This window comes from Gayadomonas joobiniege G7, assembly GCF_000300815.1.
Lineage (GTDB): Bacteria > Pseudomonadota > Gammaproteobacteria > Enterobacterales > Alteromonadaceae > Catenovulum > Catenovulum joobiniege.
Window position 1 is genome coordinate 525,292 of record NZ_AMRX01000003.1, and the last position, 25,249, is coordinate 550,540.

Annotated in this window: 17 protein-coding genes; 7 read left to right on the forward strand and 10 right to left on the reverse strand. The window is 42.2% G+C overall.

Annotated features, from left to right (window positions below):
- Positions 1-234: 234 nt before the first annotated feature.
- On the reverse strand, positions 235-1,689 hold the full coding sequence (locus C727_RS0106585) for a sulfatase family protein (RefSeq protein WP_017444837.1): 1,455 nt from the start codon (positions 1,687-1,689) through the stop codon (positions 235-237).
- Positions 1,690-2,034: 345 nt separating this feature from the next.
- Between C727_RS0106585 and C727_RS0106590 the strand changes: the two genes are divergently transcribed.
- The 3 genes from C727_RS0106590 (at position 2,035) to C727_RS0106600 (ending at position 6,590) form a co-directional block, all read left to right on the forward strand.
- Positions 2,035-4,704, forward strand: a complete 2,670-nt coding sequence (locus tag C727_RS0106590) for a sialidase family protein (RefSeq protein WP_155949179.1) — start codon at positions 2,035-2,037, stop codon at positions 4,702-4,704.
- Positions 4,705-4,846: 142 nt separating this feature from the next.
- Positions 4,847-5,026, forward strand: coding sequence for a hypothetical protein (locus C727_RS0106595; RefSeq protein ID WP_017444839.1), 180 nt, complete (start codon positions 4,847-4,849; stop codon positions 5,024-5,026).
- 112 nt (positions 5,027-5,138) lie between these two features.
- Positions 5,139-6,590 (forward strand): Nramp family divalent metal transporter, encoded by a 1,452-nt coding sequence (locus C727_RS0106600; protein ID WP_017444840.1) that lies wholly within the window; start codon positions 5,139-5,141, stop codon positions 6,588-6,590.
- Between the two features lie 38 nt (positions 6,591-6,628).
- On the opposite strand, the gene C727_RS0106605 is transcribed toward C727_RS0106600, so the two are convergent.
- The gene (locus tag C727_RS0106605) at positions 6,629-9,883 is read right to left on the reverse strand and encodes a glycoside hydrolase family 2 TIM barrel-domain containing protein (protein WP_017444841.1); all 3,255 of its coding nucleotides are present in this window, start codon (positions 9,881-9,883) and stop codon (positions 6,629-6,631) included.
- A 208-nt stretch (positions 9,884-10,091) separates the two neighbouring features.
- Between C727_RS0106605 and C727_RS0106610 the strand changes: the two genes are divergently transcribed.
- Entirely contained in the window at positions 10,092-11,189 is a 1,098-nt protein-coding gene (locus tag C727_RS0106610; RefSeq protein ID WP_017444842.1) for an alpha-hydroxy acid oxidase, read from the forward strand.
- 12 nt (positions 11,190-11,201) lie between these two features.
- Here C727_RS0106610 and C727_RS0106615 read toward each other — a convergent pair whose 3' ends face one another.
- The 3 genes from C727_RS0106615 to C727_RS0106625 all read right to left on the reverse strand — a co-directional run bounded on the left by C727_RS0106615 (position 11,202) and on the right by C727_RS0106625 (position 15,996).
- Positions 11,202-11,882 carry a Fe2+-dependent dioxygenase gene (locus C727_RS0106615; protein ID WP_017444843.1) on the reverse strand — a complete coding sequence of 227 codons (681 nt, stop codon included), beginning with the start codon at positions 11,880-11,882 and terminating at the stop codon, positions 11,202-11,204.
- A gap of 77 nt (positions 11,883-11,959) precedes the next feature.
- Entirely contained in the window at positions 11,960-14,209 is a 2,250-nt protein-coding gene (locus tag C727_RS0106620) for a TonB-dependent receptor (RefSeq protein WP_017444844.1), read from the reverse strand.
- Positions 14,210-14,436: 227 nt separating this feature from the next.
- Positions 14,437-15,996 (reverse strand): sulfatase family protein, encoded by a 1,560-nt coding sequence (locus tag C727_RS0106625; RefSeq protein ID WP_017444845.1) that lies wholly within the window; start codon positions 15,994-15,996, stop codon positions 14,437-14,439.
- Positions 15,997-16,164: 168 nt separating this feature from the next.
- Here C727_RS0106625 and C727_RS0106630 point away from each other — a divergent pair, with 168 nt between their 5' ends.
- On the forward strand, positions 16,165-16,419 hold the full coding sequence (locus C727_RS0106630; protein WP_017444846.1) for a YrhK family protein: 255 nt from the start codon (positions 16,165-16,167) through the stop codon (positions 16,417-16,419).
- Here C727_RS0106630 and C727_RS0106635 read toward each other — a convergent pair.
- Both C727_RS0106635 and C727_RS0106640 read right to left on the reverse strand, forming a co-directional pair.
- Positions 16,416-16,907 carry a carbohydrate-binding protein gene (locus C727_RS0106635; protein ID WP_017444847.1) on the reverse strand — a complete coding sequence of 164 codons (492 nt, stop codon included), beginning with the start codon at positions 16,905-16,907 and terminating at the stop codon, positions 16,416-16,418. The two genes, C727_RS0106630 and C727_RS0106635, sit on opposite strands and share 4 nt — an antisense overlap.
- 22 nt (positions 16,908-16,929) lie before the next feature.
- Positions 16,930-18,753, reverse strand: a complete 1,824-nt coding sequence (locus C727_RS0106640; protein ID WP_081579189.1) for an arylsulfatase — start codon at positions 18,751-18,753, stop codon at positions 16,930-16,932.
- A 165-nt stretch (positions 18,754-18,918) separates the two neighbouring features.
- On the opposite strand from C727_RS0106640, the gene C727_RS0106645 reads away from it, so the two are divergent.
- The gene (locus C727_RS0106645; RefSeq protein ID WP_017444849.1) at positions 18,919-20,646 is read left to right on the forward strand and encodes a glycoside hydrolase family 2 protein; all 1,728 of its coding nucleotides are present in this window, start codon (positions 18,919-18,921) and stop codon (positions 20,644-20,646) included.
- On the opposite strand, the gene C727_RS0106650 is transcribed toward C727_RS0106645, so the two are convergent.
- Positions 20,643-21,512, reverse strand: coding sequence for a LysR family transcriptional regulator (locus C727_RS0106650; protein ID WP_017444850.1), 870 nt, complete (start codon positions 21,510-21,512; stop codon positions 20,643-20,645). The two genes, C727_RS0106645 and C727_RS0106650, sit on opposite strands and share 4 nt — an antisense overlap.
- A gap of 152 nt (positions 21,513-21,664) precedes the next feature.
- Here C727_RS0106650 and C727_RS0106655 point away from each other — a divergent pair, with 152 nt between their 5' ends.
- Complete coding sequence (locus tag C727_RS0106655) at positions 21,665-22,813, forward strand: S-(hydroxymethyl)glutathione dehydrogenase/class III alcohol dehydrogenase (protein WP_017444851.1); 1,149 nt, start codon at positions 21,665-21,667, stop codon at positions 22,811-22,813.
- 72 nt (positions 22,814-22,885) lie between these two features.
- Here the strand turns inward: C727_RS0106655 and C727_RS0106660 are convergent, their stop codons facing one another.
- Both C727_RS0106660 and C727_RS0106665 read right to left on the reverse strand, forming a co-directional pair.
- Positions 22,886-24,241: an aspartate aminotransferase family protein gene (locus C727_RS0106660; protein WP_017444852.1), complete on the reverse strand. Its 1,356-nt coding sequence runs from the start codon at positions 24,239-24,241 to the stop codon at positions 22,886-22,888.
- Positions 24,231-25,241 (reverse strand): phosphotransferase enzyme family protein, encoded by a 1,011-nt coding sequence (locus C727_RS0106665; RefSeq protein WP_017444853.1) that lies wholly within the window; start codon positions 25,239-25,241, stop codon positions 24,231-24,233. Before C727_RS0106665 ends, C727_RS0106660 begins: the two co-directional genes overlap by 11 nt.
- Positions 25,242-25,249 lie beyond the last annotated feature (8 nt).

Genomic DNA, 25,249 nt, shown 5'->3' on the forward strand with positions numbered 1-25,249 from the left:
TACATCTCGGCATTCAAGGTAGGGGATAAAAATAAACATTACAAACATAAAATTCACAATAATTAAACTTTATTGTTGGGTTAATGTTTTTTGTATAACAAATTGGTAACGATTACCCTCTGATTTAATCTATAATAATCAGAGGGTTAGTTGATATTTTGGAAGGGATTTAGTGAGTGTTTATTTTTTATTAATTTTTTTTGTCAGCTATCTTTCCGGATTTATGACTAACCTTTAATAAGGATTTGCAACATAGCCTGCCAGCTTTCGGTCAATCACAAACTTGCGGGTTTGTTTAAAAATATCCATATCGCCAGTAAACCTAGGATCATGCTGCTTAACACCATATTCCCTTATTGCGTGCAGAAGCTTGTTTTTAATACCCTGATATTGGCTATTTTGGGCCAGATCGGTTAATTGCCAAATATCTTTTTTTAAGTCGTATAATTCAATTTTAGCTGGTTCAGTCAAAGCGCTATTGCTCAGGGTTTTGCCATTTTTATCCACATTGTTATAGCGCAAAATAATGGCGTAATTGTCATTGCGATAGGCTCTAAAAGCTAAACTTTTAGGGTCAAATTCTCCATGCCATTCAAGACCCGTCACCGCAAAATTACGTGATGGATCAACTCGGCCCGATTTATTAGATGTTAAAATTGACCATAAACTTTTTCCAGTCATGCTGGTTGGAATTGGCACATTTGCCGCTTCTAAAATCGTCGGACCTATATCGGCTGTGGTGGTATAGTCTGTAACCACACGTTTTGCAGGAATGGCGCCCGGTAACATTATAGCCATAGGAACACGAGTACCCGCTTCGTATGGGCTGGTTTTTGCAAAATCAGATGCAGGAGGGGTTGTACCGTTATCCGAGGTGACTATTAAAAGCGTATTATTTAACTCGTTTTTTTGTTCTAATAAATTAAGAATACGGCCTATTTGTTTATCGGCATACATGACTTCATACAAAAAGTTTGCACGCTTTTTCCGATATTCAGGTGTGTCTGGCATATTGCCCGGTACCATGAGATCCTGCGGTGTCACGCCATATTCGTCGGCCAGTTTTTGATAGTTATTTTCATTAAAAGGTCCATGTGGCTCTTCTATTCCTATCCATGCAAAAAACGGCTGTTTTTCTTTTCGGCTATTGAGCATAAATTCAAAATTGCCAACATAGTCGATTGCTGTCATGCCTTTAGCTGGCAATGGAAACGTGACTTCTTGATAGATTTCACCTGCTAAATCGGGTTTGTGTGCTTGTGGCGGAAAAATTCCCGGTCCCCAGCCTTTACCAGTCCGACCAACAAAATAGCCGTTATCTTTTAAAGTGCTGACAAAGGTTGGAAACTTTTTCGGTAACCAAGCCTGAATAATAGCGCCTTGCTCTAATTGCCAAAAATGACGGCCTGTTAAGGTACTAGCACGTGATGGCGCACAAGATGGGGCTGATGCATGAGCATTTTCAAATAACACGCCTTGATCGGCAATCGCTTGAAAATTCGGTGTTTTTAACTTAGTAAAACCATAAGCACTGCGCTCAAACCAACTTTCGTCGTCCGTTACTATAAAAACAATATTATAGGGTTTATCTTTAGCATGAGTCGCTGCGGCCAGCGCACAGTGGTTAAAAATAAATAGGCTAAAACCTATCAACGCAGATGTCAGGGACTGTAAGGTTTTTTTTAGCATCTTTTAATTTCCTTTTGACTCATATATAGCAACAAACTTTTATGCGCAGACACGCGTTTACAAAAATAAATCTTGTTTCCGGTTTTATTGTTTTAACTAGGTGGTATGAATTCATGAAAGTCACCAAAGCAATTTAAACTTAATCAAAATCTCACATATTCATTTCTCAAAACTCATTGTTAAAGAATGAAAATAAACTATTTACAATATTACTTTGGAAAGTATATATTTACAACAATGTTACTATTAAAGTTACAAAATGATTTAAAAATCTATTTTTCGGATAATCTAAACAGACGATTGTTTTATCAACAGGGTTCATTTGAACTTATAAAAGGTTTAGTTATGAAATTAATTCACAAGGCTCAACATACTCTATTTGGTTGTTTAACGGCAGTGAGTTTAACTTTAAGCAGTTTTATTACAGGCGCCAACGAATCGGTAGAAGGTCTCTGGCGGCAGGTTGCGCCCGGTATGGCTGGCAGTAATAGAGGCATATATACAGATAGTATTGATGCCAATAAAGTTTGGGTTGCCCCAGATATGGGTAATGACTATCTAACCACTGACGGTGGCAAACATTGGCAAACGACAGTACCCGTTAATGGGGTCTGGTCAGAACGCAACGCATTAAGTGACCGTCTTGTGGTCAGTGACCCAAAAAATAATCAGATTGTATTGGGTTTAAAAGGGCGCCAGATTCATTTGAGTATGGATGGAGGCATCAATTTTTCACCGATGCGCCAGTTTGCGTCTGGTCAGTTACCGAATTCCACTTGGTATACAGGGGTTGCGCACCCAACGGAGCAGGGTACTTGGTATCTGGCGAATGGGGTTGATACAAAAGACAGTCGAAGTGCAGTCAATCCTAATCCTCTGAACGGCATTGATATAAACCAACCTAAAGTCTGGAAGATCACTAATATTGAGCAACAGAGTCGCCGAATTAGTGCAATATCTAATATCGGCATGGATGCAGAAACCTCGGTATTTGATATTTTCATTCACCCTGATTTAAACACTTATCCAGAAATGTTACTGGCAGCTACATCAACGGGCTTTTACCGTAAATCTGGACCTAATCAGCCATGGCAGAAAATATTTTCTGGGGCTGTTAAAGCGGCACACCAATGGGATGGGGAAACGCTCACCGTATATTTATTAAAACAAGCGGAATATCAAATAAATGATAGCCAAGTGAGTTCGCAAGGGGGAGTGTTTAAAAGCCAAAACATAGCGCAAATTAAAACAGAATCCGACTGGAAAAATATAACCGCTAATTTATATATAGATTTAAGCCAGCTCTCTATTAGTAAAAATTTACTGCATAGCATGGCTAAACAATGGTTTGGTTTAAAAAATGGCGAAGAAAAATCACTGCAAATGCCAACGGCTTTTTTTCAAGATTATGTGGATATTTTAGTTGCCCCCAATAATCCAGATCAGGTGTATCTATCAGTGTGGGGTGGCAAAATTAATAAACCTATGGCGGGCAGTATTTGGGCAACGACTAATGGCGGTAAAAGTTGGTATGCAGCGCTTAGAGTCGGTAATGGTTTTAGCAAAGATACTTACTGGGCTAAGCGGCAAAAAAATCAAATAAACCGCAACTTACAATTACAGGTTCATGCGCGTAAATACCCAGAATTTGTTCGATATGGTCGCCGCGGCGTTCGCAGTATGGCAATGGCAGCTGATGGCACTTTATATGCCAGTGCTGAAAAGGGTTATTACACAGTAAAATATCAAGCTGACAAAGACTTTTGGATTAGTTTGGACAATACCCAAGTGGGAGATGATCTTTATTTTGGACACGGCAATGCCGACACAGGTGCGTTTGCCGTGATCCCTGATCCGCACCGCCCTGGTGAGATGTTTTTATTAGCATATGAATATTCATTGTGGCGAGCGACTGGGCAAACGCATCCAGACTACCCTGGTATTGTCGGCGTGCGACCTGTGCCAGCGTTGATTGATGAAGGACCTACTTGGGCGCCAGGTCAGCCATTTTTAACACCAACCACTGTGGCCAGTGATCCAACGGATCCTTCTGTTGTTTACGCGCTGTCACAGCGTACCGGCAAGCTGATGAAAGTGTCCCAAAATGGCCACAAACTGGAATATATTTCTGAACCAATTGAAGTGCCAGAAACCATCATTGTTCCAAAAATGAAAGTGGTGTATTGGAGCGACTTAAGGATCACAGCTGATGGCCAAACCATGTATGCAGTGGCCGAGACAATAGATTATGAAAACCGTCCGATGGGACAAGTTAAAATATTTAATCCAGCGTCTCGCAAAGGGGTTTATAAATCAACAGATAAAGGTTTGAGCTGGCGCAACGTAAATCATAATTTACCAAAAATGGCGGGTGGGCGAGATAAATCTAATCAGACCAAAGGTAAAAACAGCACTGCCGTTAAATCGCTCATTTTAGCGCCAGATAACGAGAATATTTTATATGCATCTGTAATGCGCTATCGAGCACCAGAAGGACAATCGGGCTGGATCGATGGCGGTTTGTATATTAGCAAAAATGCTGCGCAAAGCTGGGCCAAAGCAGAAATTCCAACCGGCATAAAGTCAGTATGGGATGTTTGGATTGCGACTGATTCAAATGGTCAAGCTGAGCAAATTTACCTTGCGGCGGGTGGCGAAGGTGCAAAAGCTGAGTGGGGCGAAGGAGGTATTTGGTCGGCGACTTATCAAGCGGATGGTGATTACAAAACGTCTGACTGGAAAAAAGTATTTGCCCACCCATTTGTTTCTGCAATACGCACGAGTCCTTTTGATAAAAATTATTTGCTGGCAGTGACAAGAGAGTCAAGTCAGATTGAAAAACAAAATGCCGGTACTTTTTATAGTTTAGATGGTGGTAAAAATTGGACGCTCTTTAATGATGGTCGTGGCAGTATGATGGTTGGTGATATTTCTTTTGACAATGGAGAAAAAAATCGCGTCTGGTGTGCAGCCGAGTCCTCCGGAATTTATACAGCCTTGTTGCCAAATAAATAATGTAAAAGTTCATCGGCCACTATTTTAATTGAATAGTGGCCATTGAGAAGAATAAAAAATAATCGCGAAAAAATGAACCCTTATTGAATTACTTCGTTAGCTAATAAAGCAAGTAAACGAATGTATCAAATGGAGGTTTTGTATGCCGTACAATAAAATAGATGACTTACCCCAATCGCAAGTTAATCAATATACTGCTCACCAAAAACGCGCTTTTTTAAAAGCTTTTAATAACGCTATGCAAGAATATGATGGTGATGAAAGCACGGCATTTGCGGTCGCCCATACCGCCGCACAGCAGGCAAGCAACACTGAAAACTAACAAAGCCCCTTTTTATTGCGGTTAAACTTTACCCAACCTTTTGTCGTACGTAAGTGAAGCCGAAGTGTAGTCCTCTTCGGTTTTTTAACACTAAGGCCAAAAGGGAGGTATTGTGACGCAATTTATGGTGAGAAATAAGGTGCAAGCTGCACCACAAGGCCGGAGCAAACTCAAATGGTATGGGCCTGGTTTATTGTGGATGTTATCGGCTGTTGGCACGGGCTCTATTTTATTTACCCCTAGAGTCGCTGCTGAGTATGAGTACCAATTAGCTTGGTTATTAATGCTTGTCGTGTTTTTTATGTGGGTTATGATCCGAGAAATGGCAAGGTTTTCGATTGTTTCTGGTCAAACCATGTTAGAAGGATTATTTAGTCTAAGTGGCCCTAAAGGGTGGGCTGTTTGGTTTATTTTAGTACCTCAACTCCTGGCTGCAGCAGTGGGAATTGCAGGTTTATCCGCCATTGTTGGTAGCGCGTTGAAAGAGTTTTTACCCGGCAATGGCAGTTTATATGCAGTCTTATTAGTGGTTTTGTGTACTCTGTTTGTTGCTGCAGGGCGCTATAAAATGCTGGAAAAGTATAGTCGCTACATGGCGATTGTATTAATGGCAGCGACCGTGGTTGCAGCAGTGGTTGTCTCGCCTAATGTGCCAGCGATTGCCCAAGGATTAATGCCAAGTTGGCCACAAGAACCTGATTTATACATTATATTGCCTTGGGTAGGCACTATTTTGGCCGGTTCAATGGGGATTGTGTGGTTCGGTTATTGGACTGCTACGCGTGGGTTTGGTGGTGGCCTTGAAAGCCGCGAACGCGATGATGAATCTGAAGCTGATACCAAAGAACCTGCCAAAGAAACTAAAGATTGCAGTGAATCTGAGCGCGATCAGAAGATAAAAGATTGGATAAGTGTGATGACAGGCACTGCGACGCTAGGGGTCGTTGCGGGTCTCTTAGTTATTTTTTCGTTTATGGTGTTGGGCTCAGAATTATTAGCCCCCAAAGATATGATGCCAAAAGGCAGTGATGTAGCAACTGACTTAACCCAGTTATTTTCGGATATCTGGGGTAGTGCTGGCGAATATCTATTATTAGCTGCCATTATTATTGCGTTAGGGGGCAGTGTACTTGCTAATCAAGATGGCTGGGGACGTAGTTTTGCTGATATGACATTGATTCTGACCCGGGATAAACGGGAAAACAATCAATCTGGTCCTATTGTGAATAGCATGGCATGGTTTAAAAAAGTGACAGGTTTAGCCATGTTTGAACGGCGTCATTTAAAACGTTTTTATGTTGTTTTGGTGACTGGCATATTGCCGATAGCTATCATTTTAATCTTTAGCGATCCGGTTGCTGTAATGTCTGCTTCAGGCATTATTGCTGCTTTGCATACGCCTTTTATCGCGCTAACTGCGCTTTATGTTAATCGCACACGTTTGCCAAAAGCGCTACGACCAGGGTTATTCATCACTGTTTGTATGACGATTGCAGGGATATTTTATCTTGCATTTGCCTGTTTGTATTTATGGAATATGGCAACAGGTTCGGGCGGTGGATAACAAGGATAAAAACGGAGCCATTTGGCTCCGTCTGCTTTTTATTGAATAGTGAATTGGTATTGATAGTGACCGGGTTTTACCTTGTATTTATCTAAAGGCGCACCGAGCGAAGTCCATGAATCAGTGCCACCGACCCCAGATTGCAACATATCAATATTTAGTGTCCAAAAACCTTGCTCTTTTAAATCGTAAGTATGTAATGCTTGATCAAGGTTCTTTTGCGACCAAGGCCAAACGGACATACTAAGCGGCTTAGCTGCCGAGATCTTGAAACTCGGCTGCCCCTTATCTGCTGCCATTTGCCACCAATAAATATGAGTACGGTTGCCATTTTCTTGGGGCACTATATACGCGTAATTCATGTCTTTTGCAGGCTGACGGTAAACGTCTATTTTGGCCGAGCTGTTACGGTCGCTATAATTTTCAAACGGCCCACGACCGTAATAAGTCACTTGATCGAGCGGTTGCGCAATGCCTGTTTGCATCCCAAAACGTTTCATTGGCGGCAGGCTTGGATCAGCGTTTAATTTAACTGTCACCTGAATTTTGCCACTATCGTTTATAAAATAGCTGTGGTTTAGTTGTACTTTTTGCGTGAGCGTCTGCTCAATGTTAACTGTCACACCTTGTGCGTTTTTTTGGTAGTCAAAATGGCTGACTGCTAATTTATCGGCAGCTGTTTTCCAAAAAGCCAGGATATTATGAGACTTCCATGCACCTTTATCATTATCAGTTTGCGCACGCCAGAAGTTGGCTCTGAGCGGAGCGACAACAAGCGGCTGGCCTGCTTTATTAAATTGACTTAAGGCGCCCGCTTTTTTGTCAAACTTAAGATTAAAGTTTTTACCTTTTACTGTTAAGGTTTCTGTATCTTCCGTCACTAAAAGCCGAGCTGCCTGACGACTTTGTTTTGGCTGTTCGGCGGTATAACCAGGTAATTCAAATTGTTCGTAAGCCACTTGGTGACCTGCGTCTGCCCAAATTTCTGAATGACGCAAAGTTGCCGACAGGTTTAACCAGTAGCGTTTACCCGCATGCATATCGGGCATTTGCATTGGTAACTCAAGCTCTGCTGTTTGCTGCGCGGCTAACATCAGAGGTGGCAGTTGACCTGATTGAATCACTTCACCGTCGGCTTTTAATTGCCAGCTAATTTGGTAGCGGCTTAAGTCGGTATGAAATAGGCGGTTGGTGATGTTTATTTTACCCTGCTTAATATCAGCTGCGGTGAATTCTATCGGCTGGAATACATATTTGGCATGATGTAGTTCAGGGCTTGGATTGCCGTATGAGTCAATAATACCGTTTTGGTTGAAGGCTTGTGAATTCGGTGTATCGCCAAAATCGCCGCCATAAGCTAGATAAGTTTGACCGTCTTTTGTCGTGGTTTCTAGACCTTGATCCATCCAATCCCAGATATATCCGCCAATCAGGTTTTTACGTTGCCAGATCAGTGACCAAAACTCATCCAGATTACCCAGTGAATTACCCATGGCGTGTTCATATTCGCACATTAAAATAGGTCTTTTAATATAAGGGCTGTCCGAAAGCCCTTTGAGGTACTCTATACTTGGGTACATGCGACTGATCACATCAACATAGGGGGGATCTGTTGGATTGGCCATTGGGGTTAAACGGCCCAGTTTTTCCATGGTTTCAGGTACCCAATACCAGCCTCTTGGTGGTTGAATAAAAGCGGGATGGTTAGGCTGCCCCTGTGCGCCTTCATAATGGACAAATCGGCTGGGGTCATAATCTTTAATCCAGCCTGAGGCCGCTGCATGCGCGGGCCCCATGCCTGATTCATTACCTAATGACCACGAAATAATAGAGGGGTGGTTTTTATCTCGTTCCACCATGCGCATAATACGATCCATAATCGCCGGAACCCAGCGTGGGTCATTGCTAAATTGGCCCCCAAACATATGGCTTTCTACATTGGCTTCATCCATGACATATAAACCATATTGATCACATAAGTCTAAAAAATAGGGGTCATTAGGATAGTGTGCTGTGCGTACTGCGTTAAAGTTGAATTGCTTCATTAAACGCACATCGTTTTCCATATCTTCGCGGCTGACTGCTTTGCCGCGGATGGCATTATGGTCGTGGCGATTAGCCCCAATGATCTTAATACTTTGACCATTGATTAATAGCTCGCCGGTGGTTTCATTAATCTGCACATCTCTAAAGCCCACTCTGTTGCTTTTAGCTTCAATCAGTCTGCCTTGTGCATCGTGTAAAGACATTACTAAAGTATATAAATTGGGTTGCTCAGCCGACCAAAGTTTTGGGTGATTTATTTTTAGGTTGATTAAGTCGAACTGAATATTTTCGCGCTGCGGATATGCTTGCATAACTTGATCAGCCGCGATGGTTTTTTCGGCCACCGTTTGGCTTTGATAATAAAGCTGACTTTTAACGGTATAACCCGCTAATTTTTTATTGTCAGAAACAGTTAAAAAGGGCCTAATTTGAAGTTCAGCGGTTTTATAGTCGGCTGATAACTTAGGACGGGCAAAATAATCTTGTATCGCTACTTTAGGCTGCGCAAGTAATAGAACTTCACGGTGAATGCCGCTCATTTTCCACATATCTTGGCCTTCTAAATAACTGCCATCGCTCCATCGCATTACCTGAAGTGCGAGTTTATTTTTGCCGCTTTGAATATATTCGGTTATGTCAAACTCAGCAGGTAAACGGCTGCCCTGACTATAGCCGATTTTATGCCCGTTCACCCACAGATAAAATGCCGAAGAAACGCCACCAAAATGCAATATAATCTGTTTATCCGCCCAGTTTTTGGGGATTTCAAACTCGCGGATATAACGACTAACTGGGTTTTTTTTGGTTATTTTAGGGCTGGTATCTGGTAAAGGATCGGTCGCATTGCCAGAATAAAAAGGCAGTTGGGTATTGGTGTAATAGGGGATACCGTAGCCTTTAAGTTCTATGTTCGACGGCACTTGAATACTCTCCCAATTGCTGGCGTCAAACTGACGCTGCGCAAAAGATTGATCTATTTTTTCATCGTCTAACTGATAACTAAACTTCCATTGACCGTTCAGACTTTGTAGCCAACTTGTATCTCTGTCTAACGACAAAGCTGCTGAAATACTCGGATACGAGTATGGCACGGCCCTGGTTGGTAAACGATTACGTGAGATTATTTCGGGGGCTTCCCAATCTTTTTGTTGGTATTGATTGTTAGTCGTAGTGCTGTCAGAGTTTGCTGTGATTGAGCAAGCGGACAGCAAGCTAAAGCAAGCGGCAACGGCTAGATAAATTTTCATGTATTTCACTCATTTTAAACTTGATTCGTTTTATTTATGTGTGAATTGTATCCCAAGTTTAGTTGTTTGTCTTTTGTTTGCAATAGAGGATTTTGGGCTTAGCTAATAAAATGTTAATTTTTTATAGTCATTATTGGTTGCAAAAACTGCCGAGCTGTATACATTGGTATATTACTATAGGTAACTGTATTGACGGGATATTTAAACCATGAGCGCTTCTTATTTAAGTCAAATACCCGCTGACATAGCGTCACTGGATGACTATAAAAAATATGCTAAAAAAAACTTATCAGAGCAGGCTTGGGCCTATATTGCTGGTGCCTCTGCCGACGAAGTAACGCTACGAGACAATGCCACGGCTTATCAAAAAATAAAATTATTAAATCGTGTGTTAAGTGATGTCCGGCAAGGGAATACAGCCATTGAGTTGTTTGGCAGCCGACTCGCTCATCCTATCATTACCGCCCCGATTGCCTATCAAAAATTAGCCCATCCCGATGGTGAACTGGCAACGGCAATGGCCGCTCAAGCGCAAGACGGCATGTTTGTATTAAGTACCTTGGCCAGTATTCGGCTTGAAGAGGTGGCTGAAAAAACCTCAGGGCCGCGATGGTTTCAGCTTTATTTTCAAAAAGACAGAGCACAAACATTAGAACTCGTTCAACGTGCCGAAGCAAACGGCTATAGCGCCATTATGGTGACCGTTGATTCACCGATTAATGGGTTGCGCAACCGTGAACAGCGCTGCCAGTTTCAATTGCCAGCTGATGTCAGTGCGGTGAATTGTCCCGACGCTTTAAAAACCCCAAATATCGGGCAAGGCGACAGTATGGTGTTTCAGGGCTTTATGGCTCAGGCCCCTAGCTGGCAGGATATTCAATGGTTAAAAGATAGCACCAGATTGCCTGTTATCATTAAAGGCATTATTAATCCAATTGATGCGAATTTAGCACAGGATGCAGGTGCCGACGGGTTAGTAATATCTAATCATGGTGGACGCACCTTAGATACCTTACCAACGCCAGTAGATGTGTTGCCTGAAATCTATCGTAATACAAGAGGTCGAATTCCGCTCATTGTTGATAGTGGCATTCGCCGTGGCACCGATGTGTTTAAAGCCCTTGCGCTGGGTGCGTCTGCAGTTATGATTGGACGGCCTATCATGTTTGCATTGGCGACAGCGGGTCCTCTGGGTGTTGCCCACGTGATTCGTTTATTAAGGGATGAGCTAGAGTTGACAATGGCTTTGTGTGGGTGTGAAAATCTTGATCACATAGATGACGATTGTTTGTGGCAAAATAAATGAAACCGGCAGGGATCAAGTGTCTGACCACTGCCTTAATAAGTTGTGATAAACCCCAGATAAACGGGCAAGTTCAGGTTGTTGATTGTTTTGGGTGGTTAATGCCTGAATACTTTTATCTAAGTCATATAAAATCCGTCTTTGTTCATCGCTGCGCACCAGGCTTTGAAGCCAGAAAAATGACGCCAGTCTTTGACCTTTTGTGACAGGGGTGACTTTATGGAGGCTACTGCCTGGGTAGAGCACCATATCACCTGCGGCAAATTTGATTTTTTGCTCGCCAAAAGTGTCTTGAATAATAAGTTCTCCACCTTGATATTCGTCTGGTTCAGATAAAAACAGGGTCATAGACACATCGGTTCGTATTTTTACCGCAGCGCCAGTAACCCGCCGCACCGCGTTGTCGATGTGAAAACCAAACTCCCCACCGCCTTGGTAACAGTTAAACATCGGCGGAAATATTTTATTGGGTAGGGCGGCCGCAACTATTTCTTGATTTTGGCTCAGACGTGCCAAAATAAAATCACCGAGCTGACGCGCTAACTGAGAGTCTTCTGCTAGCTGGAGATTATTTTTAGCTGATTTAGCAATATGTCCAGCGGTTTGTGCACCATCTATCCATTCGGCTTGTTGCAATAAACGGCGAAATTCTGCGACTTCGGCTTTGCTGATAAATTTTTCAATCTTAATTAACATGTCGAGCGATCCGGTTGGCGACTAAAAAAGCCGGGGTTAACACCCGGCTTTTTAGCTTAACTTAAGCGAGTTTGTTTTTAAAAGTCGTATTTAGCAAAGATCGAGAAGTTTTGTGGATCTCCAGGACGAAAGTGACCTTTGGCACTGTAGTCAGTGACATACTCTTCATCGGTTAAATTATCTATGTTCACTTGCACCTTTAATTGCTCATTCACTTGGTAAGAGGCCATTAAAAATGCCGTGGTATATGAATCAACAGTGAAATAAGCATAATTTTGACGCCAATAGGTTTCACCTGAATTATAGTTTAAACCACCACCGACATTGAGTTTGTCTTGCAGGCCGGTATAAGAGAGCCATAAGCTGGCCGTGTCTTCTGGTGCTGCTTGCAAGCCGTCGCCGATATCGTCAGGATCTGAAGATTGAGATATTTCTGTGTCTAAATTCACGTAGTTAGCGGAGATAGATAAGCTATCAGTGAGCTGACCGATAGCGCCTAGCTCAAAACCACTGGCTTTTTGCTCACCACTGGTACCATAAATGGTCTGTGTGGTGCCTTCTGAAACTTCAATGTCGTATGAGTCGGTAACATCTTTGGTGGTACTAAAAATAGCCGCGGTTAATAACAAGCGCTGATCCATTAACTCCCATTTAGTTCCTAGCTCAATTGTGGTTGCATTCTCTGGCTCAATTGCGTTTTCTTCAGCGGTAGTCGACAGGGCTAAGCTGGTTCCCGGAGGTTGCTGGGCATCACTGTAACTTAAATAAATATTGCCATTGTCGTTGATTAAGTAACTGACTGCTGCACCATAGCTAAAATAACCGTCGTCTGCTTTCAGACCGGTCACTAAGCCGGTACGGCGACCATAACTATCCCCAGTGATCTCGTAGTCGTCATAACGTGCATTGACATCAATTTGCCATTGCTGACCTATTTTTATGGTGTCAAAGGCATAAATACCAAAAGTTGTCGCATCTCCTATTGTGTCTGCTCCATTGCGGCTTAAACCACCGCGCACAGATATTTGGTTATTTAAGTTAAAGGGATCTAACGTTGGGTTATCTAACTCATTGCCGTTTGAATCAAAATAGCTATAGTTGGCATCAACACCAAAGCTGGTTTTTTCTTCATTAGCATATTCAACACCCACGACTAAATCATGGCTGATGTTGTTGTTTTCAAAACTAAATAGAGCATCAAGTTGAGTAACAAAAAGATCCGTTTTTTGGTCAAGTGCCTGCAGGCGTGTCGCATTTAACAAACCCGATTCATCTCGAATTAAAACATCATTATCATCATAGACTTCAGATCCCCACCAAGGTCGGCCTAGCACTGACTGTTTATCATTGCTACCATAACGAGTTTGGCTTCGTAAGCTAACGGTGTCATTTATTTGATGGTTGATAGTGAAAGTGACCATTTGCGTGCTGACTTCTTCAAAGTCACGCCCTTTCACACTAAAATACTGATCCCAATAGCTTGAATTAATTGGCCCTTCAGATTCGCCGGTGGCATTTGCTGCGGCTTCGGTTAAAAAGGGTAAACCCATAACCGGCGTATTGTCTTGCTCCATTAAAAAAACGTCTAGGGTGATATCAGTTTGCTGGTTGACTTGGTGCAATGCAGAAAAACCTAAACCTAAGGTCTGGTAGTTTTCTTCGCCATTGTCAAAAGTATCGCCGCCGTCGGTTGCTAATAAATTAATACGCGCGGCAGTCGACTCGGTTAGTTGATGGTTTACATCGGCGGTTGCGCGCAAAGTGCCAAATGAATCCGCTTGACCTGAAACAGATGCAAAGTCATCCAAACGGGCACGTTTGGTACTTAAATTTAGACTACCACCGCCAGTAGAGCGCCCGTCTAAGCTACTGCTGCTGCCTTTTATAACTTCTACTTGCTCGTAGTTGAATAAATCCCGGCTATACCCTGCAATATCGCGCATGCCATCAATGTAAATATTAGATGCGGCATCAAAACCTCGAATTGATACTTTATCACTGGCAGAAACAACACCACCGCCACCTTCACCACCGCCAAAGGTAGACACACCTGCAACGTTGCGTAACGCGTCATTTAAACTAGTAACACCCTGGTCTTCTAAAATTTGTGAAGACAGCACATTGACAGTTCTTGGTGTATTCGCAACCGGTTGTGTCAATTTAATGTTAGCACTACGCTCAATTTTATAGCTTTCTTCTTCGTTAACCGCTTTGGCTTCGGTGACAGCAAGTTCAGCGACTTCAGCGGAAGCCATAAAAGGAATACAAAAAGCGACGGTAACGGCAAGTTGGTTTTTATTAAAAATGTTTTTGTGTGTTTTATGCATGTGAATATCCATTGCGTTAGATTATGAAAATACAACTGTAAATGATAATAAGTCGCATTAGTATATTCATCGGTTTTGCAAATGTAAAGTTTTTCACCGGTCAAAATCACAATTTTATGGTTAAAAAGGTGTTGGCAAGGGGGCGTAGGAAAATAAAAATGATATCAGATAATGCACATAAAAATAGGGCAGCTCAAAGGCCGCCCAAGATCTGAGGTGAGTGAGCGTTAAGGTCGTCTAGTACGTTGTTTTATTTGTTCAATGCGGGCTTGCATTTGTTCCACTCGTTGCGGGTAGTGGGCTGCAACATTACGGCGCTCAGAGGGATCTTCGGCTAAGTTATATAATTGAGGGACTTTTTTCATGCCGCTCTCAATGCCTTTACCTCTGATCCAGCCATCGTTATTATCAGTGGGGCTGATATATTTCCACTGACCGTCGCGCAAAGATAAGGTAAAAGCTTCTTCAATAAGCTCCTGGCGACCGTTTGCATTTGCATTTAACCAAGCTGCCGATTGGTCTTGGCTATCGATTGCTTCATCGCTGGCTAACGAAATATCTAATAGGCTGGCAACTGAGGCATATATATCAACTTGGCTCATTAAAGCGTCACTCACGCCGGCTTTAACTTTAGCAGGGTAGTGCAAAATAGTGGGTACGCGAGTGCCTGCTTCAAAGGCGCTATATTTACCACCTCGGTAGACACCAGCAGGGGAGTGCTCACCCAGTTTTTCAACGGCTTGGTCTTCATAACCATCGTTTAAAACAGGTCCGTTGTCACTGGTAAAAATAACAATTGTATTGTCTAACACGCCTGACTTTTCTAACTGCTTAATGACTTGGCCAGTGATATAGTCCATCTGAACGATGGCATCCCCTCGTGGACCCATGTCACTTTGGCCCTGGAATCTTGGGTGTGGCAAGCGAGGGACATGGATGTCATGAAATGAGAAAAATAAAAAAAACGGATTGTTTTTGTTTTGATCAATAAACTGATTCGCTTTGTCGGTAAAGACAGTGTAGAAGTCTTCGTCTTTCCACTCGGCTGATTTGCCGCCTTTCATCCAGCCGATACGACTAATGCCATTGACAATGGTTTTATTGTGTTGGTCATCTGCTACCTGGCGGCGCAGGTCTGGGTTTTCGTAACCGGTTGGTCGGTCGCCAATTTTTTTAGTATAGTCCACTGATAGTGGATCGTCTTTTGATAAATTGATCACTCGGTGATTTTCCATATATACGGCTGGCACCCGATCACCTGTTGCTGGTAATAAAAAGCTGTAATCAAACCCTATTTCTAATGGGCCGGGTTTTATTTCACCATTCCAGTCGATTGGTTGCTTGCCATCACCCAAGCCTAAATGCCATTTACCCACCACAGCACTGGTATAACCTGCTTTTTTTAACATGCTCGCCATTGTAGGTTGTTCTGTACCTATTAATAAAGCCGCATCCCCTTTTAAAACATGGGCTTTTTTACGAAATGCATATTCACCGGTTAATAAAGAGTACCTAGAGGGGGTGCAAGTCGCTGCTGAGCTGTGTGCGTCGGTAAACTTGATACCGTTAGCCGCTAATTTATCAACGTTAGGGGTTTTAACTCCAACAGCGCCGTAGCTGCTTAAGTCGCCATAGCCTAGATCATCAACATAAAAGATTACAATATTTGGTTTTTCAGACGCAGAATCTTTGGCAATAACATCATTTGATTGGCTGGTACAGGCTAGAGCGAGTGCCGCTACTAAACCGCTTAACACTGCAGGTTTTAACTTTGTTGTAAAATTCATAGTGCCTCTAATCTTCTTTAATTTGTATTTGAAGTTAATTAATTGTATATGATTAATGGAGCAAAAGAAACTTTAAAAGTTGTCATTTGATTATCCTTTTGGTTAAACCTGATAGATGTTGACTACGTACATTAAAACGTAAGTTGGCAAGTTGAAAGGAGGAATAAATTGGGTAGACCATTTGCAGTTGTCGTTAGAGATTTTGGTTGGATTCATTTATCTATTGGTTTAATTGGTAATATATTATTTTTAATTGGTAGTATTTTATTTTTGCCTCGCTTTGAACCTTACAAAACCTTTGCAACCTGGTTATTTATCAGCGGCGCTTTTTTGATGTTAATTGGCAGTATTGGGCGACTCATTGTAGATTTGCATAAAAATCGGCGCCGTTATCGGCGCCAGTATGAAAAACAAAAAGATTAGTTACCTGGGCTATTTTTAAAGGTGATTGATTGAATATTAAATAACCAGTTTTTGCCGCTGGTGAAAACTAAGGTTATTTTTTGCTGCCCCTTAATTGGCTTATTTAAGCGGCCAGAAAATGTTTGCCAGTTATACCATTTACCGGTTTTATTTATCTTTAAATTAGCAATGATTTCGCCTTGACTATCACCAAGACGTACCTCAACTGTGCCGCCTTGAGTTGGGGTAGCCGCTGCTATTTCGATTGAATTTTTTTCTTCTCCTAGCTGAACTTGTTCAAAGGTTAAATAAGTACCGTCTTTAATATAACCTACGCTTTTTTGCTGCTTTTCAATTTTTGCTTTATTTGTATCAGTAAAACTCGTCGCGTGAACTGTGATTGGATTGTTGGGCTTAGTTGGCTCAGATGTTGACGCACAGCCGCTGATAAAAGCGACAAAACAAACGCAGTAAATGTTGGCTTTCAATAGGCTTTTTAGTAAAAACATGGTTTTCTCCACTTGTTAGTTATTAAAGTCTAGGTTTTATATATAGGAAATACGCACTTGATTGGCTGCCATCGGCTTCATGCATCAGACCCTCAATGGTATGAACACCTGCTGTCAGATAGGTCTCAAAGCGGACTGTTTGCTGCAAATCAGACTTGATGGTTTGCTCGCTTTGGTTTTGACCATTCAGTAACAAGCTCACCTTGTTAACTTTTAGCGTGCGAGGTTTAAAATTGTATAGGTTAAAATTGGGGTCTAAACTTGGGTTTGTCATATCTCTGCAGTAGCCTTGGTTAAAACCTAATACGGCTTCTTTTGGCCAGCGGCTGAACTCAATTTGATAGTGGCCAGCTTTGGCAACCTCGATATGCCATAGGCCTCGCTGTTGAATGCCTGCGATCACATGAGACTGGTCGTAAATGGCGCGATCAGAGCGCCACGCTTGCGAGGTTAATTTAACCTCAAATTGTTCTAACGGGTTGATAATTGTCGGGGCCAAACGTTCACCTTGGCTAACCTCTTGCCACCAGTTTTCATAAAAAGCCAGCATCTTTTTTACTCTGTCTGGGTACTCAGACGCAATGTTTTGACGTTGCGCTGGATCTGCGTTTAAGTCATATAACTCATTGCCTACTAAACGCCAGTTAGACTGCATAACAGCGTAATCTTTGTATTTTATTAATCCGCCGTCACCCAGTGGTTTTCCAAATCGGGCTTGGTTGTGCACCACTAATGTTCTTTGTTTAAGCTCCGGAGTGGCGTGTCCTGCGAGAACAGTTTTTAAACTTTGGCCGTCAAATTTAATTTGTTTGGGTAATGTTAAGTTAAATAAATCGACAAAGGTTGGCAGTACATCAATATGGGCTGATAGAGTATTGCTGGTTTTATTGCCAACTATTCCCCCTTGGGGCCAATACCAGAAACTGGCTGCTCTATGACCACCTTCGTACGCTGAGGTTTTTCGCCCACGCATATTGGCGTTGTAGCCAGAGCCATTCGGATGCCCATTGGCGTCGCCTAAGTACCCTTGGGTGGTGCCATTATCTGTTAAATATAAAATCAGTGTATTTTCATCTAAACCTCGTTGTTTGAGATAACTTCTTAAATCACCAACACCTTCATCTATTGTTTCTATCATTGCAAAAAAACGCGCTTGGGTCTCAGGCAAGCCTTTATCTAAATAGGGTTTGATTCGGTCAGCTGGCACATTGAAAGGGCCGTGCGGCGTATTTACAGCAAGATAAATAAAAAAGGGGTCTGAGGAATTTTGGTCAATAAATTTTTTAGTTTGTTCGAACCAAACATGTCCTGAATACCCTTCAACGAGTTTATTGACACCATTATCAGAATACACATCATCAAAATAATCATTTGCCCAATAGTCGGGTACTTCACCCATTACCCCACCACCATGAATAAAAGATTTATCAAATCCTCTGTCTTGTGGTCTAAATGGATAATTATCCCCCAGATGCCATTTACCAAAAATCGCAGTGCGGTAGCCATTATGTTTGAAGATATCGGCCATGGTGGTTTCTTCTTTGTGAAGATGATTACGCCCCGCAAAAGTCAACCAAACGCCGGCGCGGGTTGCATAACGGCCTGTCATTAACGCTGCTCGGGTCGGTGAGCAAGTCGGATCAACATGAAAGTCTGTTAAACGGATACCATCTTTTGCCAGTTTATCTAAATTTGGTGTTTGCGCTGCAGGGCTACCATGGACTGAAAAGTCAGCATAGCCTTGATCATCGCTTAAGATCACTATCACATTGGGTGTTTTTGTTGCGCCTGCAGCGTGACTGACCTGTGTCAGTAAAAGGAATAAGATAAATGATAGTATTTGCATTTAAATTGTCGTTAGTTTTTTGTTTACAATGAGTTTAATTTATACAAAATTGTTACCTTTAGCAAAAGAAATATTAGAAATGATAAAAATACAGATATCAAACTGTTTACAAATTGCTCGATTTAATTAAAATTGTTGCTATATTAGATTTATTTGAGAGGTTGCATGAAACCTAGATTTGATTTTATTAGCACTCTGCTGATATTAACTCTGATGTTGTTATCTTCAGCGGCACAAGTCGCTAAAGCTAACGAGTTGTTATTTAGTTTAAATGGCTCTTGGCATTTTACACCTGACCGTTTTGCCAACGAACAGCAAGCGATTAAAGCTGACTTTCGTCAATGGGATAGGCTGGCAGTGCCGGGAAATTGGGATACGACTGAAAAATATGCCAATTATCGAGGCAAAGCGTATTATCAAAAATCATTTATGCTTCCAACGGGATGGGCTGGCAAAAACCTCAGGTTAAAGTTTGATGCGGTTTATCAAACAGCCAAAGTTTGGTTAAATGGGCACTATCTAGGCAGCCACAATGGCGGTTATACCCCATTTGAATTTACCATCAGCGATTATGTTGATAAAAAAGGGGCTAATTCTTTGTTGGTGATGGCTGATAATAGTTATCACAGAGGGGCTTGGTGGCCTTGGGGTGGCATTAGTCGAGACGTGACTTTATTTGCCGACGATGTGGCGAGAATTGTCTATCAACACATTAACGCTGTGCCCGACTTTGAGCAACAAAAAGTTGATTTTGAAATTCTTTATCAATTACAAAATTATAGCGACCAGCCGCTCGAGTTAGCGATTGAAAGCCAACTGGCCGGGCAAAATTATAGAAAATCTGTGTTACTTAAAAATAAACAACAAGCTGTCAGTCATCAATTTAGCCTACCGCTTTCACAAGTTAACTTATGGGATTTAAACTCACCATATTTATACACAGCGAGCAGTCGGCTAACGCTAAATAATCAGCTTATTGATCAAAAAGTGGATGAGTTTGGAATCCGAAAAATTGCGGTCGTCGGTGAGAAAATTTTATTAAACAATCGAGAGATCCGACTTAACGGGTTGAACCGAGTTCATGATCACCCAGTGTACGGTAATACAGAGCCTGCAGACTTGGTTGCGGCTGATATGCAAGATCTCAAAACTTTGGGCGCTCGGTTTTCGCGGCTGATGCATGCACCGCTGGCAAAAAATATCTTACAGTGGTGCGATCGCAACGGTTATTTGTTGGTTCAGGAAATTCCAGTTTGGGGTGATGATGATCCTCAAACCTTTGCAAACAACCCTGTGACTAAAGGTTGGTTGGATGAAATGATAAAACGTGATTTTAACCACCCGTCTGTGATCGGTTGGAGTGTTGGCAACGAACTTAGAGATCCGGCACCGCCTTGGGGTAAAAAAACCTTAACAGATGATCAGTTTGCTTATGTTGAATCTATGCTTGAGCATCTGGATACATTAGACCCGAACCGCTTAAAAACCTATGTGTCGTTAACCGCATTTAGTTCATTGGCAAATAAAACAAATGAGCCATTTGATAAATTGGATTTTATTTCAATTAATTCGTATGGAAATTTATTAAAAAAAGTAGCCAGCACCCATAAAAATTTTCCTGGCAAACCCATCTTTGTATCTGAAGTGGGCACTAAACAAATAGGTGCAGGCGAGAGTGCGGATCTGGATGAGGCTTTGCTTTCAGATTTACGCCAATTAAAATCATATCCGTATGTGGTGGGTTTTTCGCTGTGGTCGTACAATGATTACCGCAGCGACTATAAGGGTACCCCTGAATCTGGTTTTCGAGCATGGGGCGTTGTTGATGAACAACGCAATAAAAAAGCCGCTTATTTTTCATTGCAAAAGCTATTTGAATACTGGGCAGATTAAGGAAGTTTGGCCGCTAAAAAATCAACGAGTAGTCTAACTTTTGGAGATAAGTGACGGTTTTTGGGGTAAAGCGCCCAAATGCCGTTGCTTTCATCTCTATATTGGCGCAGCACTTCAATTAAGTGTCCATTCGCAAGATCTTCTTTGACATAATAATCAGGCAATTGCACTAAACCTAAACCTCGTTTAGCCGCGTCACGAAGGGCAATGCCGCTGTTGCATGTAATTCGTCCAGAAATACGCTGAGATACCTCTTTGCCTTGCGACCTAAAGCGCCACGCTGCCGTCGAGCCTCGCAAACATTGGTGCTGGTTCAGTTCGGCTAAACTGTGGGGCTCACCATAACGGTCTAAATAACTTTGGCTGGCGCAGACAAACAGCTGACGGCTCGACAAACGTCTGGCAATTAAACTTGAATCTTCCAAGCGTCCTAGCCGAATGGCAACATCAATACCACTATCAATTAAATCCAATTTTTGGTTGGTTAAATCTAGCTCTAGGTCAACATCTGGGTAACGCAACAAAAACTGGTTTAACAAGGGGGCTAAGTTCTGCTCACCATAAGTGACGGGTGCCGTTACTTTTAACAAGCCTTTTGGTGAACTCTGCATTTGACTAACGGCAATATCAGCTTGGGCTAACCCCTCAACCAAATGTCGACATTGTTGAAAATAAACCTGTCCTGCTTCACTAAGAGTGACCTTGCGGGTGGTTCGGTTAATTAATTTTACTGCGAGTCGTTCTTCGAGCCGGCTGACTCGCCTGCTGACCTGAGCAACCGAGGTGGATAACTTTTTGGCAGCAGCGGTGAAACTGCCGCTTTCAGCAACCGCAACAAATTCACTAATCCCTTCCCAGTTTGTCATCTTGCACCCTATTTATGTCTTCAAAGGGGTATTATTACATATATGTAAAAATGAATTGCAAGATATGCAGATTATCTTCAATAAAGAAGGCGTTATACTGTTATTAATACATTTTCGCGCAGAGGCGTGTATTTATTTAAAGAGGTGTTTAAATGACATTAGAGATTAAACCAGGTCAAACTCATATTAAATCAAAAGCAGCGGTTGCCTGGGCAGCTGGCGAACCATTAAAGATGGAAGAAGTGGATGTTGAACTGCCTAAAAAAGGCGAAGTACTTGTTCGTATCGTTGCCACTGGGGTTTGCCACACTGATGCCTTTACTTTATCTGGTGAAGATCCAGAAGGTATTTTCCCCTCTATTTTAGGCCATGAAGGTGGTGGTATTGTTGAGATGGTTGGCGAAGGTGTCACCAGTGTCGAAGTAGGGGATCATGTTATTCCTTTATACACAGCTGAATGTGGAAAATGTAAGTTTTGTACTTCCGGCAAAACGAACTTGTGTCAGGCGGTTCGTGCGACTCAGGGACAAGGGGTGATGCCAGATGGTACGTCACGTTTTTCGTTAAATGGTGAACCTATTTATCATTATATGGGCTGTTCAACTTTTTCTGAATATACTGTATTGCCTGAAATCTCATTAGCCAAAGTCAATAAATCGGCCCCATTAGAAGAGGTCTGTTTATTGGGTTGTGGTGTCACCACTGGCATGGGCGCTGTATTAAATACCGCCAAAGTGCAAAAAGGCGATACAGTAGCCATTTTTGGTTTAGGTGGTATTGGGCTGTCAGCTATTATTGGTGCACGTATGGCCGGAGCCAGCCGTATCATAGGGATCGACATCAACGAAAGTAAATTCGATCTGGCCAAGCAACTTGGGGCAACGGATGTTATTAATCCTCAGAATTTTGATAAACCGATTCAAGAAGTTATTGTGGAAATGACGGATGGTGGTGTTGATTTTTCGTTTGAGTGTATCGGTAATGTTAATGTGATGCGTCAAGCATTAGAATGCTGCCACAAAGGGTGGGGCGAATCCGTCATTATTGGGGTAGCAGGGGCTGGTCAAGAGATTTCAACGCGTCCATTCCAGTTAGTTACAGGTCGCGTATGGCGCGGAACTGCCTTTGGCGGTGTAAAAGGTCGTTCAGAATTACCAGATATTGTAGAGCGTTATTTAGCGGGTGAATTTGGCCTGCAAGAGTTTATTACGCATACCATGGGCCTCGCTGAAATTAATGAAGCTTTTGACCTGATGCATGAAGGTAAAAGCATTCGCTCTGTTGTGCATATGGATAAATAAAACAATAGCGAAAAACTAAAAAGCGCTCCGCTAAGGAAAAAACCAGTCAGCGAAAAGCTGACTGGTTTTTTTTTATTTAAGCTCGCCCGCAATCTGTGCAAATACGGCTTCCATTTTAGCGACTAAAAATGTCACATGATCCGGTGAAAAACAAAGCTGTGGCCTGAGTTTTAACGAGCTACCATTATCCCCGGCGGTGCCGATTAACACTTGCTCCTCTTTTAATAAATTGACTATCTTGGTCGCCAGTGATGGCGCTGCTATGTTTTCATTGTTGGGCTGGCAGATTTCGATGCCCAAGAAAAAACCAGCCCCTCTAATTTCTTTCACAAAAGCATAACCAGCTAGGCGTTCTATTAAAGTTTGTTTTAACTTGAATCCTAAAGTTTTAGCATTGTTTATCAAATCTCGATTTATTATTTCATCAAGGACAGCAGTGGCGGCCGCAACGGCAGCGTTCGAGCCACCAAAGGTATTAAAGTAACCTTGTTTATTGTTGTAGCCTTGTAATAACTCCTCACGAGTCGCAAGGGCAGCCACTGGGTATCCATTGCCCATGGGTTTACCCATAGTCACTATATCAGGGATCACTTGATGCATATTAAATCCCCACATTGAATGGCCAACACGGCCAAACCCAGGCTGTACTTCATCAGCGATAAAAAGGGTGCCCGCATTTTGCAGGTAATCAATACCGGCTTTTATAAAACCCGCTGGCTCAGCATACACCCCATCACTTGAAAAAATACTATCAATTAACAAAGCAGCACAACCATATCCAGAAGCTTGAAGTCGTTGTTTAGCTTGTTTTATTTGTTGTAAAAATGCGTCAGCAGGATCAGAGGCCGCTGCAATTTGTGCGATATTGATAGTCTGTACTGATTCATCGAGGTGGCTTGATCGCATAGATGAGGGTGAAACAGCCGAAACGGCTTGGGTATTGCCATGGTATGCGCACTTAGTAACAATGATACCCTGATGACCCGTAAAATCTTTTGCTAAACGGAGTGCTAAGTCGTTTGCTTCACTCCCTGTGCAAGTCATTACTAAACGGTCAATTGTGCCGGGTAAGGTGGCTAACAAACGGTTCGAATATTCATGGAGCCCTTTATTTAAATAACGACTATGGCAGTTAATTTGTAAAAATTGCTGATGAATCGCATCAGCGACCTTGGTATTAGCGTGACCAACAGATTGCACATTATTGTATACGTCTAGATATTTTTTACCTTGGTGATCAAACAACCAAACGCCTTCACCACGGACTAAGTTTAATGGCTGTTGATAAAATAAAACAGACATAGGGCCCGTGCTTTGCTGGCGCTCAGTGATTAGTTTTTTAAGGTAGGGATCAGTTAAAATTTTCTGATCAGAAAAAGCGTTCTGCTCTAATATAGAGAAGTTTTTGACGGTATTGTTAGGCAACATAATTGTGCTCCAGTCCTAAAGTTTTATGTTGATTTAAATATCTCTCTGCTAGCAGGGCAGTGCCACTTGCAAAACCTTGACTAAATTCGCTCGCAGTCGGCGTTTCTGGATGGCCAGCTAGCCAAGCGGTTAACAATACTCGGCGCAAAAATATAAAGGTGTCTATCGCCTTGATATCAGCTTGGTTTAAGGGGCGGATATTCTGGTATCCTTTCAACCAAGCCTGCTTAAGTTGCTCAACATTATTCTCTAGTTCGTAAAAGCTAATCGTTGCTGCAAAATCGTACATATACCAACAATAACCGCAGTCATCAAAATCGATCACTGCAATTTGATCATCCAGCACAAGTAAATTAGAGAGGCGTAAATCAGCATGAATAAGACCATAATTTTGCTTATTGGTATAACAGTTAAGCATCGTTTTGGCGACCGATAGCGCTTGTTTAATAATCTTTAATTCATTGTTTTTTAGAGACTTATCCGCCTGCCAATCTCCCCAATGGCCTTGTGGACCAATCATGGTGTCATAGTTCCAAATCTTACGCTCAAAATACTTTGGTGGCTGCCAACTTTGACTATGCTGGTGCAATTTGGCTGTTAACCCACCTAGCCGCTCAAACCAAGGCTCAATGTCGTCGTTTATTGTTGGTTCAGCGCCAGCTAAAAATTTAAAAGCGATTACAGTGAGACTTTTGTTGGTTAATGTCAGCGTACCAATCAATTGGCCATTTTTATCTGCGATAGGCGCGGCTGTGTAAAGGGTATTTTCAGATATAAGTGCTCGAATCCAATCTAGCTCTGAGAGGAGGGCATTTTGGCTATTATAACCTTCTCGACTGATCCTAAATGCCAATTGATTATTGTCTTGGTAGGTTACTTTAAAGGTTGCGTTTTCCGATACCGTTAACAATTCTACGTTTTTTACTTCGGCCAGGTGCCAGTTGGCCGCAATGTGGGCCAATGCCAACTGCAATTCTTTAATAAATTTCTCTGAATACATAAAAGCTC